We start from the raw sequence: 15,988 nt of genomic DNA, 5'->3' as shown, positions 1-15,988 counted from the left end.
GTTGTCCATAATACGGTACGAAAAAATCCGAGGTGTTCATGGCCCGTTCCGGCGTTCTCTATGTGCATGTCGCCCATGCTGCTGAGCGGCTCGTAGCCGACGGCCACAATCCCACGATCGACAGCATCCGTGCCGCCTTGGGCGGGACCGGCAGCAAAAGCACGCTTGCACCCTTGTTGAAGCGCTGGAAAGCCGCGCACCCCGGCACGCTGGCCCAGGCCGAATTGGGGCTGCCGGCCGAACTCGTCCTGGCGGTGAAAGGTGTGTACGAAAAAGTACAGGCGGATTCGGCCCTGCAAGTCGAGCAGGCTGAGCAGCTGCATCAGGCAGCTACCGCCGCGTTGCAGGAGCAGTTGCAGCAAGCTTTCGTGGAGCACGACGCGTTACTCAGCGTTCAGGAGCAGCAGGCCCAGGCGCTGGCCGCCGCCACTACGCGCAGTCAAGGGCTGGCAGAAACCGTGCAGCGTCAGGCGGTGGTCTTGGCCGGTCTGGGCAGTGAGAAGCTCGGACTCGAACAGCGCCTGACTGATCGCGCCTGCGAGGTGGCCTCACTGACCCAACAACTGCAGCAGCGCAGGTGCAATCTGAGCATTACCAGGTATCGGTTGCTCAGCAACGCGCCGACGAGCGCCAGAGCGCTGAACAACGCCAGCAGCGCCTGGAGCACGAACTGAGTGAACTCCGGCAACGCCTGCTCTCTCAGCAAACCCAATTGGGTGAACTGCAGGCACAGAAACAGCGTCAGTCGCAAGACAATGATCACCTACAGAATACGCTGCTCACGACCCAGGAAGCGCTCACCCAAAGCCGCAGCGCGCATGAGCATGTGGTACTTCAACTCACCGAGTTGAAGCAAATGCATCAGGCACTGGAACAGCGCCATGGTCATGGCACGGAGTCTTTGGCTGAGGCGCAGACGAACCTGGCCGTGACCGAGCGGGAGCGAAGCCTACTGGCGGAACGCTTAACCCACACTGAAACCCAATTGAGCGAGTTGGCCACAGAAAAGCAGCTCATCCAGCAAGACAACGCGGGGTTATCCCGTCAGCTGGCGAAGCTCAGGGTTGAGGGTAGTCGGTCCTGATAGGGGCAATGAGGATGTAGTTTCGATCTGAGCTGACTGCCGTCCCCTTATGGCGCGGGAAACTCCAAGTGGAAGGCGGTCCAGCCGTTGGCAGAGGTGCACCAGACCTTGCCTTGATGCGCTTCAATGATAGAGCGGATGATGGCCAGGCCCAAGCCGGCGTTACTCGGACTGCCTTCGCGTCGAGTTGGATGGACACGGTAGAATCTGTCGAATAACTTATCCAGATGCTCAGGTGGGATGGTTTCGCCAGGATTTTCCACTGTCAGAACAGTGGAGGTGTCGCTCCGGCTGAGCTGCACCCTGATGGTTTTACCTTGTGGGGTATATCGCAGCGCATTGGAAAGGAGGTTAGAAATAGCGCGATGCAGCATGAGGGCATCGCCTTGAACACTTCCGCAACCAGACAGCTCAAGTTCAATACCGCGCTCATCCGCTAGTAGGCCGTAGTATTCAAGCAGTGTATCCACCACTCCCTCAAGGGCGATCCACTCACGCTCAGGGGTGATCAAGCCATTGTCCGCCTTGGCCAGGAACAGCATGTCATCGATCATGCGAGACATGCGTTTGAAGTCCTCCAGATTCAAGTAGAGGTTTTCCTCGTACTCCTCGACGTTCCTTTTTTTTGAAAGAACGACCTCTGTGTGCGTCATCAGATTGCTGACCGGTGTACGCAGCTCATGGGCAATGTCAGCCGAATAGTTGGAGAGCCTTCCAAAGGCGTCGTCCAGTCTTGCCAGCATGGCGTTGAATGAGGAAACCAACTGCCGTAGCTCCACTGGAATAGACACCATTGGAATACGTTCCTTGAGTGAATTAGCAGAGATTGAAGCCGCGGCCCTGGTCACCTGATCCAATGGGCGCAAGCCGCTGTGAGCGACTATCCAGCCCAGACCGGCGCAAACGAGGGCACAGATCAACAACCCTATCCAGAGCCACCACTTGAGGGTTTCGAAGAGGAACATATTGTCGGTGACATTGAGAGCGATGATCACCGTCATGGGCTTCTCTTGCCCTGCAACGGCGACCTGCGCGGTCATGCCGCGAAACATCTGCTCCTGATTCTGCCAGTCCCAAACTCGGCGGCTTGCAAAATCGCGGAACCGCTCGGGAATATTCATTGCTGCCGGATGGGCAAAGAGTACCTTTCCACTGCTGTCGGAAATGGTCGCGGTGAGATCTTGATTCGTCCCCAGCAATGCCTGTAGTTGTGGCTTTAGCTCATCGAAAGCCTCAATGCCAGGCAGCTTCCCCAAAATGCTCTGGCTGGTTTGCAGCTTTTCGAGCAGCGTATGCTCATCGAGTGAATTGAAGTGCTGTTGACAGAGATAGTTGAAGCTGAACCCTCCGACAGTCAGCACCGCAGTGACCACGAACATGAACATCAAACTCAGACGTGTCGTCAGGGAGAGGCTCTTCATACTGACTCCGGTGCGTCGAGCATGTAGCCCATTCCCCGCACGGTACTGATCAATTTGAGGTCGAAGTCATCATCAATTTTTGCTCTAAGCCGCCTGATTGCTACCTCGATGACGTTGGTGTCGCTGTCGAAATTGATGTCCCAGACTTGCGATGCGATCAGTGATTTGGGCAACACCTCACCCCGTCGGCGAAATAGCAGTTCAAGAAGGGCAAACTCTTTGGCCGTGAGGTCGATACGCTTGCCTCCCCGAAGGGCCCTACGCTTCATCAGATCGATTTCAAGGTCAGCAATCTTGATATGGGTCTGTGACGGAGCACTGCTACCTCGGCGCAAAAGACTCCGAACCCTGGCCAGCAGCTCGGAAAAGGCAAAGGGCTTGATCAGGTAGTCGTCAGCGCCAAGCTCCAGCCCCTTAACCCGATCCTCCACCCGGTCACGAGCAGTCAGGAAGAGTACGGGGACATTCTTGCCTGCCGCGCGAACCATGCGCAGCACTTCCCAGCCATCCAGGCCGGGCATCGTAACGTCCAGTATCAGCAGGTCATAAGCTTCGCTTAGGGCGTACTGAAGGGCGTTGGTACCGGTAATCACCAGGTCTACATTGAATCCGGCCTCATTCAGCCCCTGCTGCACGTAGGTACCAATTCTCGGCTCGTCTTCAGCTAACAGGAGTTTCATATGGGGGTTCTCACATAGATGACACCTGGAGTGTGCGGGGGTTTGAGGTTACCCACCAGAAGCTTACATAAATGTAATTTTCGCTTCAGGTTCCCATCAGGGAGGGCCGTCTAGGGTGAAACCATGAGCACCGTGTAGGGCTCATCTCGACAGCCAAACGTAAACCCTATTCTAGGTTGTCGTTGAACATTTACCCGCTTGAGGAGACTGTCTCATGCAACTCATAAAAACTGCGCTTGTGATCGGTTCGGTCCTTCTGTCGTCCATGGTGTGGGCTGAAGGCGGTGGAGACCGTGTTATTGCCCGCTTTGCCGCTCATCAGAATCAGGGCACAAGCATGGAGCAGCAAGCTGTGAAATCGCCGCCAGCGCCTAATCTAAAGGGGGTAACGGTTCATAAATAGGCTTGAATCAGGCATGAGCCGCTGTGTGGTACGGGAGCGCTACTGAGCTTGTCTCAAGGCGTACTCAACGTTGAGGGAGCTATGTGCTGTGATGGCTCAAAATCTGGACAGAACTTTGATCAAGCTGCTCATGGTGCTGCTGTTTGTCGTAGCGGCAGCACATGGTCAATCTTTGATGTTTAAATCCGAGCCGTCAAATGTCTCTCTTAACTGTCCAGTAGCGCAGAATATGCTTTCTGAATCGAGCAGAATGAATATCTGCCCTGATATGCTGAACCCAGTCACTTGCTCGGTAAGTTGTTCCATTCCCTCAACGGGAGCGGTCGCGTTCCTTGTTTCAATCTGGCACACCTTAAAGTCTTCTCCATACGACTGTTATACCACTTCACTCGGTCGTATGCCCGTTGCTCCAGACCCTTTTCCGCCCAAGTATTCCAGCCTGTCCTAACCAAACCAAACCAAACCAAACCAAACCATGGGCAAGCTTGTTCGTTCTTTTAGCAGCACAGCCAAAAGAACATTTTAGAAATCGATTCTTTTGATGGACCTAACGCATGCCTCTACATGACCCAGCCGGTACGTTTGAACATTGGTTTTGTGTCTGAGGTATGTCAGTAATCAATACCTGAAAAGCATAGAGGATTAGCCCATGACCAAAAATATAGCGCGATACGCAAGAGGTCTGTTGCAACGTCACCCACTGCTTGCAGGGCTTGCCGTTGCAGTTGTTTTCACCTTGCTCTTTAACCTCCACAGCCTGTTTTCAGCAGCCACTCTGCCCATTCTATTTTCTATTCTGCCCTGCCTGTTAATGATCGGGCTCTGCATGAAAAGCATGGGCGGTAAAACTGCCTGCGAGCAGAAGGCTCTGGATCAGCCGTTGCTGACCCAGAGCCTGTCGAAAACCCAAGTCGTTGATCAGGAGAACTATTATGCGTAACTCTATTGCCTACACCGCCGTACTCGCCGCTCTCCTAACTCTTGGAACTGTTTCCACGAGTTTTGCCGAACAGCCTAAGAGCACTACCAAGGACAGTTCTGACATGATGAAGGGAAAGGATATGCCGATGATGGATGGCGGTAAAATGCCGATGAAGGATATGAAGAAGGAGATGTCAACTATGATGAAGAGCTGCAATACAATGATGGAAAGCATGAACAAGCATATGAACAGTGAGTCCCCTCAAGGCGGCAGTAATGTGAAGTAACAGCTCGTTCAGCCGCTAATTTTGTGTGCCTCTTAGGCAGAGCTACACAAAAAACCACTTCTGAGTAGTGGTATTGCGCACAAGCCGTATCGCTACTCAGATGCTCCCATGTTTCTTCCAGGTGCCGGCGCTGAATGCCGATCCACTGTTGATCGAGAAGGAGCCTTATCATGAATGACTTTGCCATGCACTATGGGCGTTGGAGTTGGGTGCTGATCATGGTGCTCATCGCATCCTGGGTCCTCTACCGTTTCGCCGCCCCACGCAGCTGGCGCGACTGGATGGGCGCAGGTTTGGTGCAAGCGTTCATCATCGCGTTATACGCCGAGATGTATGGCTTCCCACTAACTATTTATTTGCTGACTGGTTTTTTGGGAATAGATCTCCCGCTGACCGGATACTCGGGCCATCTCTGGGCAACGATGTTGGGCTACGGTGCTACCGGGGCCATGCTGGAAATGATGTTGGGCGGCGTGTTTATCGTGGTCGGCTTGGCTCTGTTGATCCGGGGTTGGGTCCAGGTTTACCGCACAAGTCTGGAGGGGAAGCTGGCGACACAGGGTGTCTACGGTGTGGTCCGCCACCCGCAATACACCGGGATCATGCTGGCGGTCTTCGGGCAGATCGTTCACTGGCCGACGGTTATCACGTTACTGTTGTTTCCCATAATCGTCTTGGCTTATGTCCGCCTGGCGAAGCGGGAGGAATCGGCCTTGACCGAGCGCTTTGGCGAGGAATATCAGGCCTATCGGCAGCAGGTGCCAATGTTGTTCCCACGCCTGCGGAATTGGCGGGAGTTCATCCATTCACTGCTCTTTGCTTATCAGCAATAGCCTAGTGTTCTCTGAGCCTGCGTGACGAACACGTCACCAGAAACGGGTCGCACAGAATACTTGTTGACCGAAAAAAAGGCGCCTACCTCAGGCGCCTAAAACCATCCTCTAAACCAAAGGAGCAAAACAAGAGGATGGTGGAGCAATCAACTCTTCATTGCACGGCAAGCGTGGCGGCAAGACTTTCGCTGGCCAATACGGCCTATTAGTGGCTGATGGCTGGCCCGATATCAGCTACTGAATGCCGAACCAGCCAGCCATGCCAGTGTTACTTCAGCGTCTTGATCGACACGATAGTGGCTGTCATTCCCTCGGCACGAAACTCAAACGCTACTCGATCCCCAGCCTTCAGACCTGCCAGTTGTTTGGTTGTTGCGTTGAATGCCATGGTCATGGCAGGCCACTGCACCGCCGGAACGGCGCCATGAGCGATCGTTACCATGTGCTTTTCAGAGTCAATCGCCTTAACGATGCCTTCCGCTTTGGCTCCGGACACCTCCTTGGCTGTCTGGCCCATGTTCATGGTTTGCATTGATTTCCCCCCCATATCCATCTCCTCTGCATAGGCATTGAAAGAGAGCGTGGCTACGGCGGTTACAATTGCAATTAGAGTCAGTTTCATACGATTTTTCCTTCTGGGGTTGTGGGTACAGCGGGAAGGTGCCGGCGGCGCATCAAACGGTAGGCTGCCGGAATGACAAACAGGGAAAGCAAGGGCGCAGTGACCATACCGCCGACCATCGGCGCGGCGATGCGGCTCATGACCTCGCTACCGGTACCGCTGCCCAAAAGGATGGGTAGTAGACCGGCGATGATGACGGCCACGGTCATGGCCTTGGGTCGAACGCGTTGCACCGCGCCTTCACGAATCGCCGCGACCAGCCCACGCTCAGTGCTGTCGCCGAGGTCTTCACGTTCGGCCCAGGCGTTTTTCAGGTAGAGCAGCATGATCACGCCAAATTCGGCCGATACACCGGCCAGGGCGATAAAGCCGACACCGGTGGCCACCGACAAGTTGAACCCCAGCAGATAGAGAAACCATGCGCCGCCAGTCAATGCGAACGGCAGGGTGGCCATAATCAGCAAGGCCTCATCGAAGCGGGCGAAGGTCAGGTAGAGCAGGACGAAAATGATCAGCAGCGTGGCCGGCACCACCAGCTTGAGCCGTGCATTGGCCCGCTCAAGAAATTCGAACTGCCCCGAGTAGCTCAAACTCATGCCTGGCTGCAGTTTGACTTGCTCGCTGACGACCCGGCGCAGGTCGGCGACCACCGAGGCAATATCTCGGCCACGTACGTCGATATACACCCAGCCTGAAAGTCGGGCGTTCTCGCTCTTGAGCATCGGTGGTCCTTCACTGACCTTGACCTTTGCCACCGTGCCGAGGGTGATCTGGCTCCCCAGTGGGGTGTAGATCGGCAACTGTTCCAAGGCGCCGAGCGAGTCACGCCACTCACGGGGATAACGGACGTTGATCGGGAAGCGAGCGAGCCCTTCAATGGTCTCTCCGATGTTTTCACCACCGATAGCGCCGGCCACGATCGATTGCACATCAGCGATGTTCAGCCCATAGCGGGCAGCGGCCTTACGGTCGATATCCACATCGATATAGCGGCCACCGGTCAGGCGTTCGGCCAGGGCCGAACTGACACCGGGCACATCCTTGGCCACGCGCTCGACGGCCCGAGTAGCCGCATCGATCTCCGTCAGATTGGTGCCGGCAATTTTCACCCCGATCGGGCTCTTGATCCCGGTAGCGAGCATGTCGATGCGATTGCGGATCGGCGGTATCCAGATATTAGTCAGTCCCGGAACACGCACCACCCGATCCAACTCTTCCACCAACTTCTCCTGGGTCAATCCGGGTCGCCATTGCTCGCGTGGTTTGAACTGAATAGTGGTCTCGAACATTTCCAGCGGTGCCGGATCGGTGGCGGTTTCAGCGCGACCCGCTTTACCGAAAACGTGTTCGACTTCGGGCACCGTCTTGATCAGGCGGTCAGTCTGCTGCAACAGCTGCGCCGCCTTCTGCGCCGACAACCCCGGAAGCGCCGAAGGCATGTAGAGCAGATCGCCCTCGTCCAGCGGTGGAAGAAACTCCCCTCCCAAGCGAGACATCGGCCATATCGCGCTGAGAAAGATCAGTACTGCGATCAGCAGGGTGATTTTTGGCCGACGCAGCACCGCATCCAGGGCCGGTTGATAGATCCTGATCAACCAACGGTTCAGCGGGTTCTGTTCCTCATTGGGAATCCGTCCGCGAATCCAGTAGCCCATCAGCACGGGCACCAGAGTCACCGACAATCCGGCCGCAGCAGCCATGGCGTAGGTTTTGGTGAAGGCCAGTGGCCCGAACAAACGGCCCTCTTGAGCCTCCAGGGTGAACACCGGAATGAACGACAGGGTGATGATCAACAGACAGAAGAACAATGCCGGCCCGACTTCGGCCGCCGCTTCGGTCATCACATGCCAGTGATGTTCACCCTTCAGTTCTTCCCCTGGATGGGCCTTGTGCCAAGCCTCAACTTTCTTGTGGGCGTTTTCGATCATCACCACGGCGGCATCGACCATGGCGCCGATGGCAATGGCGATCCCGCCGAGTGACATGATGTTAGCGTTGATCCCTTGGTGGCGCATGACAATGAAGGCAATTAGCACCCCAACCGGCAAGGAGATAATGGCCACCAGGGATGAGCGCAGGTGCCACAGAAATATCCCGCAGACCAAGGCGACGACAATGAACTCTTCAATCAACTTGTGGCTGAGGTTTTCCACGGCGCGGTCGATCAGCTTGCTGCGGTCGTAGGTGGTGACGATTTCTACCCCCGCCGGCAGACTGCTTTTCAAGTCGTCGAGTTTGGTCTTGACCGCCGCAATGGTCTCGCGAGCGTTCTTGCCACTGCGCAGAATCACCACGCCACCGACGGTCTCACCTTCACCGTCGAGTTCGGTGATGCCGCGACGCATCTCCGGCCCCAGTTGGATCGTGGCCACATCTCCCAGGGTGACCGGCACGCCACCCGCACCGAGCTTGAGGGGAATTGCGCGAAAGTCATTGAGGGTCTTCAGGTAGCCAGAAGCGCGCACCATGAACTCGGTCTCCGCCATCTCCAGCACCGCACCACCGGTTTCCTGGTTGGCCTTGCCAATCGCCTCGGTGACCTGCGCCTGAGTGATGCCCAGGTTGGCCAGTTTCAGCGGATCGAGCTGTACCTGATACTGCTTGACCATGCCGCCCACCGTCGCCACTTCCGCCACATTGGGCAGGGTCTTCAGTTCAAATTTGAGGAACCAGTCCTGCAAGGCCCGCAGTTGAGCTAAGTCGTGTCCACCACTGCGATCCACGAGGGCGTACTGATAGATCCAGCCCACCCCCGTGGCGTCGGGTCCCAAGGCCGGTTTGGCGCTGGCGGGCAGGCGACTTTGTATCTGGCTCAGGTACTCCAACACCCGCGAGCGAGCCCAATACATATCGGTACCGTCTTCGAACAGCACATACACGAAGCTGTCGCCGAAAAAGGAATAACCGCGCACGGTTTTCGCCCCCGGTACCGAGAGCATGGTGGTGGCCAACGGGTAGGTCACCTGATTCTCAACGATCTGTGGCGCTTGTCCCGGATAAGGCGTACGGATGATCACCTGAACGTCAGAGAGGTCTGGCAGTGCATCGATGGGCGTGCTCTGAACTGACCAGATGCCCCAAGCGGTGACAAATAGCGTGGCCAGCAGTACCAGGAAGCGGTTGGCCACGGACCAGCGGATAAGGGCGGCGATCATGGCTGGCCCCTTAGTTTTTCCAGGCGCTCAACGCGCAACCCATCATCGGTTTGGCTCACTGCAATCCGAACCTTGTCGCCCGCCTTCAGTCCTTGCATGAGCGCAGGGTCCGCCAATGGGAAGGTCATGGTCATGCCTGGCATGCCCAGCGTCTTGAACGGCCCATGGGCGAGGGTCACGTCTTTGCTGTTGATCTCGACGATCTGCCCATCCGCCTCATGCAAGGCGTGTGTCGCGGCAGCAGGTGGTGGCATGTCCAGCGTGCTGGCGACGATACCCTTGAGGCTGGCCTCGGAGTCGAGCAGGAACTGTCCGGAGGAAACCACCTGCTGGCCTTCTTCCAGACCTTTCAACACCACGGTCTTGCCGTCGTTTTCCTGCCCGGGTTGCACCTCTACCGGCCGGTAGCGACCAGCGTCTTCGGCGAGCATCACCAGGACGCGTCGGCCGGTGCGAATGAGCGCCTCGCTTGGCACCCACAACACGCTTTGCTCAGTCGAACGATTCAGCCGCACCTGCGCCGTCAATCCGGGTCTGAGGCGCCCGTCAGGGTTGGGCAGTTCGACGCGTACGCGAACGGTGCGGCTGTCCGGATTCGTTTCCGGCAGAATCGCGCTGACCGTGCCGTTGAGCACAGTCCCCGGGAAGGCTGGCAGGCGTGCTTCTACCGTTTGACCGACGACGATTGATCCAGTCTCCGACTCTGGAACGGCCACCGCCAGCCAGACGCTACTCAAACCATTGACGCGTGCCAGGGTCTCGCCGGCCGCCACGGTCATCCCCGTACGCACATCCAACTCTTGCAGCACACCGCTAATGGGGCTGGTGAGGGTCAGGTTCGGCTGGACCTTGCCGCTGCGTTCTACCTGGGTAATCAGCGCCGCCGGCATCCCCGTGAGGCGCAGCCGTTGGCGTGCCGCCGCCAACAAGTCAGCATCGCCGTTACGTTTAAGTGCGAGGAATTCTTCCTGAGCAGCAGCCCATTCCGGTACCAGGATATCCGCCAATGGCGCATTGGCTTTCAGCACATCGCCTGGCGCACGGGCATAAACCCGTTCCACAAAACCCGCGGTACGCGCCTGGATCACGGCGACATCCCGCTCGTTGAACGCCAGCACACCGACCACGTCCAGGCTGGAGGCCAGGACTCCACGAGTGACGGTTGCGAGGCGCAGGCCGAGATTCTGGGTCAGGCTTGGGTCGATACTCATGGCCGCATTGTCCGCCGCGGAATCAGCGTATCGGGGCACCAACTCCATATCCATGAAGGGCGATTTGCCCGGCTTATCGAATTTCTGTTGCGGCTGCATCGGGTCGTACCAATACAGTGCCTTGCGTTCGTCTTGCGTCTTGGGACTCTGCTCGGCGAGTGCACTAGGCATTCCGTTCATGCGTTGTTGAGCGAACCAGTAACCGCCTGCAATCCCCAGGGCGACCAACAAGCCAGTCAACACAGCCGTTTTCCAGATTCGAGTGCTCATTGGCTGGTTTCCCCATAATTGAAATACAAGCGCGCATTGGTCAGGGCTCGCTGTTCTTCGACGTCGATTTGTTTGAGACGGGCCTCGATGAGCTCACGTCGAGCCGCGACGACAGCTGCCAAGTCGCCTTTACCGGCGCGGTAGCTGGCCATGGTCAGTCCGACCTTTTCCTTGGCCAGGGGTACCAGGCTGTCCTGACTGCGGTGTACGGCACGGTTCAGACGCTCGTAGTCGGCCAGATCCGCCTCCAATTGCTCGGTATGCTCGCGTGTCAGCGCTTCGCGCTCGGCTTCCAGTTGATTCAGCTCGGCGTGTTTGGCGGCAATCTTGGGATTTTGTCGGGAGCCGGGGAACAGCGGCAGGTCAAAGGTGAATTGCACGCTGACCATATCGCCGAACTCCCGCCCGCGGCGCTGGTAATCGAGTTCCCAGCTCCAGTCGGACTGCTTTTCCGCCTCGGCTTCACGCACCTTGGCTTCGGCTTCGCGGGTCATCGGCGTGAAAGCCGCCAGCGCAGGATGATGTTGCAGCTTATGGGAATAACCTGACGTATCGACGGGCCATTGCGGCAAGCCACCAGTTGGCTCGTCGTTGGCCGCCGGACCAATCCAGCGCTTGAGGGCCGCTTGGGCTTGCGCACGCAGGCGGATCAGTTCGTCCTGTTGTTCCGCCAACTGAGCTGCCTCCTGTTTCGGCGTAACCACATCGGCAGGCTGAGCACGACCACCGGCGATCTGCGCGCGGACGGTATCGGTCAATAGACGATTTTCTTTGTAAAAGTCCTGGAACAGCGCTTCCTTACGTTCGACGGAGTAGCTGCTGATCCAGGCCAATGCCGTGGCCTGACGGACATTCAGACGCTCCACACGGCCTTCGGCCGCAGCTCGGTCAACGGCCGCCTCAGCGACCTCAATACGTGCTTTGCGTTTGTCGCGGTTGGGTACGTCCTGCATGACCCCGACCATCTGCATGGTCATGAAGTCCTGGTCAATGCTCCAGCGATCGGGACCGCCAATGGGATAGTTCTGTACGCCGAGCTTTAACTTTGGATCGGGTAATTCACCGGCAGGGATGGCTGCGCTACTGGCGGCTTGCAGTTTGGCCGCCTGGGCGGTCAATGACGGGGCATTGTTTTCGGCCAGTCGCAACGCTTCATCGAGTGTTAGGGGGGCAGCTAGGCTCGGCAGGGCCAGCACGCTTGCCGCCAGGGCAGCCACGACGGGCCAACCTGCACAATAGCGTTTGGGGTTCATGCTCACGATTCCTGTGATGTTCCACTGCGCGCCTCTTAGACAGGCACGCAGAAATGCCATCCCGCCAGGGCGGGATGAGACTCAATGTGGTAAAGAAATCAAATACGAGGCGGTCGCCACACCCCGGACGGGGTATGAGCGGCCAGGAAGTCGCTGAAGAGGGATAGCACCAGCGGACTGGACAAGCGGGTGACAGGCTTGATGATTGATACTTGCAGCATGCCGCCGGTCTTGCATTCCTGGCCAGGCTTGCAGGGTTTGCCATGCTCGGAGGGGCTTTTCATGTCGTGACAGCAGTCCTGCCCCATATCACCCATCATCGCCATGCCCGTCGTTTTCATGGGGCACGGTTCTGTCGGTGCCTGAACGCCCGCCATCCCGCTGAGGGGAAGCGCCAGGCTAATCAGAAAAATGAGGCAGCACCGCAGATAGCGTTTCATGCGGGGGAGTCTAGCGGCTGGTAGCGGACTGTACAATTACGAATCTGTCAGGAAGAGCCCGTTGGCTAGAGTCTGAAGGTCAATAGGAACCTCCTCGTGCAGAAACAAGGACGCGTTAAACAACCAGGCCCAACTCGCTGATAAACAACCAGGCCCAACTCGCTGAGCGTGGAAATAGTTACCGCTTACGGCATATCGTGTGAATCACGTTTGGTCGGTTTGACCTCCTGTGTGTCATCGGTAGTGGGTGCATCCTTGTGCATGTTGCGCATACAAAACACCATCGACAGCGGACACAGCAGCACCAGAAAGATCAGTGCGTTCGCCGCGATCCAGGCTTGAAAAGCAGGAAACAAGACATAGGCAGCCGCCAGGATAATGGCTGCACCGATGCCCAGCTGAACCATTGAGGGTTTATTACGAGTCATGATGCTCTCCTATCGGGCAAGTCATTGGGGGGTAGATCATCCAGAGCCTGCCCAGGTGGTTGCTCAGAATCATCGCAATGCTCGGCCAGATACGACAGGGCCTCGCACATGACCTGAAGCGTGGTAATGCGCGCATTCAGCGCATCGATATTGCTCAGCGCTATGGCCTGAACCTCGTCGTCAGGACGATTGCGGTCCCGCCATAACGCCAATAAGGCACGAACCCGCTCGATCGATAATCCCAGATCTCGTGCATGGTGGATGAAGCGTAAAACGTGTACATCGCGCTCGCAGTAGACGCGATAGCCAGACCGCGTGCGCTGTGACGGCGGGATCAGATTGATGCGCTCGTAGTGGCGGATCATCCGAGCAGACAAACCGCTGACATTTGCCGCCTCACCAATGTTCATTAGATCCTCCTGTTCGCTGAAACGCCGAGTCAGCCCTATTCTCGTTGTGCTGGCTGCCACCGCTTCAGCAGCAAGGCGTAAGTCACCACTGAGACACTGGACAGCGCCATTGCCGCGCCAGCAACCACCGGGCTCAACAGGCCCATCGCCGCCAGCGGAATACCGATCAGGTTGTAGACGAAGGCCCAGAACAGACTCTTCAAAATCCGCCCATAGGTGTGACGGGACAGCATCAAGGCATCCGCCACCAGCGCCGGGTCGCCGCGCATCAGGGTGATACCCGCGGTATGCATCGCCACATCGGTACCGGTCGACATAGCGATACCGACATCGGCCGCCGCTAATGCTGGCGCGTCGTTGATGCCGTCGCCAACCATCGCCACGACTGCGCCGTCGACTTTCAGTGCCCGTACCGCCGCCGCTTTGTCGCCGGGTAGAACCTCAGCGCGCACCTCGTCGAGGCCGAGTAGCTTGGCTACGCCGGTGGCCGCTCCAAGGTTGTCGCCGGTAATCATCACGGTACGGATACCCAGCGCTTTCAACCGCGCCACGGCTAACCGTGCGGAGGGCTTTAGCACATCACCAAAGGCAATCAGGCCCAACAACTGTGGCTGTTCGGATAGCTCGGCAAGCCAGGACACGGTGTTGCCGGCCTCGGCCAACGCCGCTGCACGAACCGCAAGCGGTGATAGGTCCACACCCATCTCCCGCATCAGCCGCGAGCTACCCAGACGCAGATCGCGGCCTGCCACTGAAGCCGCCAAACCTCGCCCCGGCAAGGCAGTGATCCCGGATGCCGGTAACAACGTCATGCCTTTTTGCCGGGCTCTGTCCAGTAGTGCTTGGGCCAATGGGTGCTCGCTACCGGCCTGAGCTGACGCCGCTAGTTGCAGCAAGCGTACACTGTCGCCATCCTTCGCTTTCAGAGCCGTTACCTGGGGCTTGCCCAATGTCAGCGTGCCGGTCTTGTCAAAGACCACTACGCTCACCCGATGTGCAATCTCCAAGGCTTGCGCATCTTTGATCAGAATGCCGTGGCGTGCGCCGACCCCTGTACCAGCCATGATCACAGTCGGTGTGGCGAGGCCCAACGCACAGGGGCATGCGATAACCAATACCGCTACCGCGTTAATCAGCGGGCCGGCCACCTCGCCGGTCAGCCACCAGCCAATCAGCAAGGTCATAGCCGCGACCACCAGCACCACCGGCACGAAAACGGCACTGATCCGATCGACCAAACGCTGGATCGGCGCCTTGGTCGCTTGGGCGTTTTCGACCAAGCGAATGATCCGAGCCAGGGTGCTTTCCGCACCGACTGCTGAGATCATGATCAGCAGCAGACCTTCGCCATTGATTGCGCCACCGGTTACCGGGTCGCCTTCACCTTTCGCCACTGGCAGGCTCTCACCGGTCAGCAGCGACTCGTCGAGATGGCTTTGCCCGTCATGCACCACGCCGTCCGCCGGGACCTGCTCGCCCGGCCGCACCACTACCATGTCACCGACGATCAGTGAACTCGCAGAAACTTCGTACTCCATCCCGTCGCGTCGCACGCGGGCGATGTCTGGCCGTAGCGCCTGTAGTGCCCGGATAGCGTCCGCGGTATGGTGCTTGGCGCGTGCTTCCAGCCACTTACCGAGCAAGACCAAGGTGATCACTACCGCAGAAGCCTCGAAATAGAGGTGCGGGACGCCGGGGCCGGAATGCGTCGCCAGAAGATAGACCGACAGCCCGTAGCTCGCGCTGGTACCGAGCGCCACCAACAGGTCCATATTGCCGCTGCCTACGAGCAATGCTCTCCAACCCGCCCGATAGAAACGCGCACCCAGCCAGAACTGAACAGGCGTGGCCAGTAGCAACTGCACCCAGCCTGGCAGGCTCCACCGTGCGCCCAGTAATGCGGTGATCATCTGTATCACCAACGGCAAGGACAGCACGGCGGCCACAGCCACCGGCCACCAGTCACGGTGAAGCGGAGTACCCGTGGACACCTCGGCAGCCGGAACGCTGGCCTCGTAGCCGGCAGTTGCTACCGCTTGAGTCAGCACCGCCAGTGATACTACGCCGGACACCGCCCGAACCCTGGCCACTTCACTGGCCAGGTTCACCGTGGCCGACCGTACACCCGGTACTTTTAGAAGGGCTTTTTCGACGCGCCCGACGCACGAGGCACAAGTCATGCCGCCGATGGCCAAGACCAGTTCGTCTTCTTTCACGCGGTAGCCCGCGTCTGTTACGGCCTGGAGCAGGGGCGTCAGTGCTGCATTGACATCAACTTCGACGGTTGCCGTTTCGTTGACCAAGTTGACACTGGCGGCAGAAACACCAGGCACTCGGGTCAATGCTTTCTCGACACGTGCTACGCAGGAGGCACAAGTCATGCCCGCTACGCCGAGTGTCCATTGCTGGACAGGATTAGGCGTAACGGTAGCGGTATGGGGAAATAGGCTGGACATCACCAACCTCCTGAGGAACCTCTCTACCGTAAGGCTGGACCTTGCCATTGCGGTAAGGTCAAGCAGCAACGTGATCGCTGGACGAGTCCGCGAAAAGAGGATTGAGACGGGTCT

Annotated in this window: 16 protein-coding genes; 6 read left to right on the top strand and 10 right to left on the bottom strand. The window is 57.8% G+C overall.

The window, feature by feature from the left end:
• Positions 1–38: 38 nt before the first annotated feature.
• Positions 39–674, top strand: coding sequence for a DNA-binding protein (locus AC1Q6I_RS26590; protein WP_102605324.1), 636 nt, complete (start codon positions 39–41; stop codon positions 672–674).
• Complete coding sequence (locus AC1Q6I_RS26585; RefSeq protein ID WP_146013720.1) at positions 578–1,084, top strand: hypothetical protein; 507 nt, start codon at positions 578–580, stop codon at positions 1,082–1,084. The genes AC1Q6I_RS26590 and AC1Q6I_RS26585 overlap by 97 nt, the downstream gene beginning before the upstream one ends.
• 47 nt (positions 1,085–1,131) lie before the next feature.
• On the opposite strand, the gene AC1Q6I_RS26580 is transcribed toward AC1Q6I_RS26585, so the two are convergent.
• Entirely contained in the window at positions 1,132–2,505 is a 1,374-nt protein-coding gene (locus tag AC1Q6I_RS26580) for a heavy metal sensor histidine kinase (RefSeq protein WP_102605322.1), read from the bottom strand.
• Positions 2,502–3,185, bottom strand: coding sequence for a heavy metal response regulator transcription factor (locus tag AC1Q6I_RS26575; protein ID WP_102605321.1), 684 nt, complete (start codon positions 3,183–3,185; stop codon positions 2,502–2,504). The genes AC1Q6I_RS26580 and AC1Q6I_RS26575 overlap by 4 nt, the downstream gene beginning before the upstream one ends.
• 214 nt (positions 3,186–3,399) lie before the next feature.
• Between AC1Q6I_RS26575 and AC1Q6I_RS26570 the strand changes: the two genes are divergently transcribed.
• The 4 genes from AC1Q6I_RS26570 to AC1Q6I_RS26555 all read left to right on the top strand — a co-directional run bounded on the left by AC1Q6I_RS26570 (position 3,400) and on the right by AC1Q6I_RS26555 (position 5,629).
• The gene (locus tag AC1Q6I_RS26570; protein WP_102605320.1) at positions 3,400–3,588 is read left to right on the top strand and encodes a co-regulatory protein PtrA N-terminal domain-containing protein; all 189 of its coding nucleotides are present in this window, start codon (positions 3,400–3,402) and stop codon (positions 3,586–3,588) included.
• A gap of 649 nt (positions 3,589–4,237) precedes the next feature.
• The gene (locus AC1Q6I_RS26565; protein ID WP_102605319.1) at positions 4,238–4,528 is read left to right on the top strand and encodes a hypothetical protein; all 291 of its coding nucleotides are present in this window, start codon (positions 4,238–4,240) and stop codon (positions 4,526–4,528) included.
• Positions 4,521–4,796: a hypothetical protein gene (locus AC1Q6I_RS26560; protein WP_102605318.1), complete on the top strand. Its 276-nt coding sequence runs from the start codon at positions 4,521–4,523 to the stop codon at positions 4,794–4,796. The genes AC1Q6I_RS26565 and AC1Q6I_RS26560 overlap by 8 nt, the downstream gene beginning before the upstream one ends.
• A gap of 170 nt (positions 4,797–4,966) precedes the next feature.
• Positions 4,967–5,629: a methyltransferase family protein gene (locus AC1Q6I_RS26555; RefSeq protein ID WP_102605316.1), complete on the top strand. Its 663-nt coding sequence runs from the start codon at positions 4,967–4,969 to the stop codon at positions 5,627–5,629.
• Positions 5,630–5,897: 268 nt separating this feature from the next.
• Here the strand turns inward: AC1Q6I_RS26555 and AC1Q6I_RS26550 are convergent, their stop codons facing one another.
• The 8 genes from AC1Q6I_RS26550 to AC1Q6I_RS26515 all read right to left on the bottom strand — a co-directional run bounded on the left by AC1Q6I_RS26550 (position 5,898) and on the right by AC1Q6I_RS26515 (position 15,874).
• Positions 5,898–6,251 (bottom strand): copper-binding protein, encoded by a 354-nt coding sequence (locus AC1Q6I_RS26550; protein ID WP_102605315.1) that lies wholly within the window; start codon positions 6,249–6,251, stop codon positions 5,898–5,900.
• Positions 6,248–9,406, bottom strand: a complete 3,159-nt coding sequence (locus AC1Q6I_RS26545) for an efflux RND transporter permease subunit (protein WP_102605314.1) — start codon at positions 9,404–9,406, stop codon at positions 6,248–6,250. The genes AC1Q6I_RS26550 and AC1Q6I_RS26545 overlap by 4 nt, the downstream gene beginning before the upstream one ends.
• Positions 9,403–10,887 (bottom strand): efflux RND transporter periplasmic adaptor subunit, encoded by a 1,485-nt coding sequence (locus tag AC1Q6I_RS26540; RefSeq protein ID WP_102605313.1) that lies wholly within the window; start codon positions 10,885–10,887, stop codon positions 9,403–9,405. Before AC1Q6I_RS26540 ends, AC1Q6I_RS26545 begins: the two co-directional genes overlap by 4 nt.
• Positions 10,884–12,140, bottom strand: a complete 1,257-nt coding sequence (locus AC1Q6I_RS26535; protein WP_102605312.1) for a TolC family protein — start codon at positions 12,138–12,140, stop codon at positions 10,884–10,886. The genes AC1Q6I_RS26540 and AC1Q6I_RS26535 overlap by 4 nt, the downstream gene beginning before the upstream one ends.
• 98 nt (positions 12,141–12,238) lie before the next feature.
• Positions 12,239–12,580: a hypothetical protein gene (locus tag AC1Q6I_RS26530; protein WP_102605311.1), complete on the bottom strand. Its 342-nt coding sequence runs from the start codon at positions 12,578–12,580 to the stop codon at positions 12,239–12,241.
• A 185-nt stretch (positions 12,581–12,765) separates the two neighbouring features.
• Positions 12,766–13,008: a DUF2933 domain-containing protein gene (locus AC1Q6I_RS26525; RefSeq protein ID WP_102605310.1), complete on the bottom strand. Its 243-nt coding sequence runs from the start codon at positions 13,006–13,008 to the stop codon at positions 12,766–12,768.
• On the bottom strand, positions 13,005–13,418 hold the full coding sequence (locus AC1Q6I_RS26520) for a MerR family transcriptional regulator (RefSeq protein WP_256579810.1): 414 nt from the start codon (positions 13,416–13,418) through the stop codon (positions 13,005–13,007). The genes AC1Q6I_RS26525 and AC1Q6I_RS26520 overlap by 4 nt, the downstream gene beginning before the upstream one ends.
• A 35-nt stretch (positions 13,419–13,453) precedes the next feature.
• The gene (locus tag AC1Q6I_RS26515) at positions 13,454–15,874 is read right to left on the bottom strand and encodes a heavy metal translocating P-type ATPase (protein ID WP_102605309.1); all 2,421 of its coding nucleotides are present in this window, start codon (positions 15,872–15,874) and stop codon (positions 13,454–13,456) included.
• Between the last annotated feature and the right edge of the window lie 114 nt (positions 15,875–15,988).

Source organism: Pseudomonas sp. MPR-R2A5 (assembly GCF_058793055.1).
Note: the sequence above shows the minus strand (reverse complement) of the source record. Positions and strands in the feature narration are given on the sequence as shown.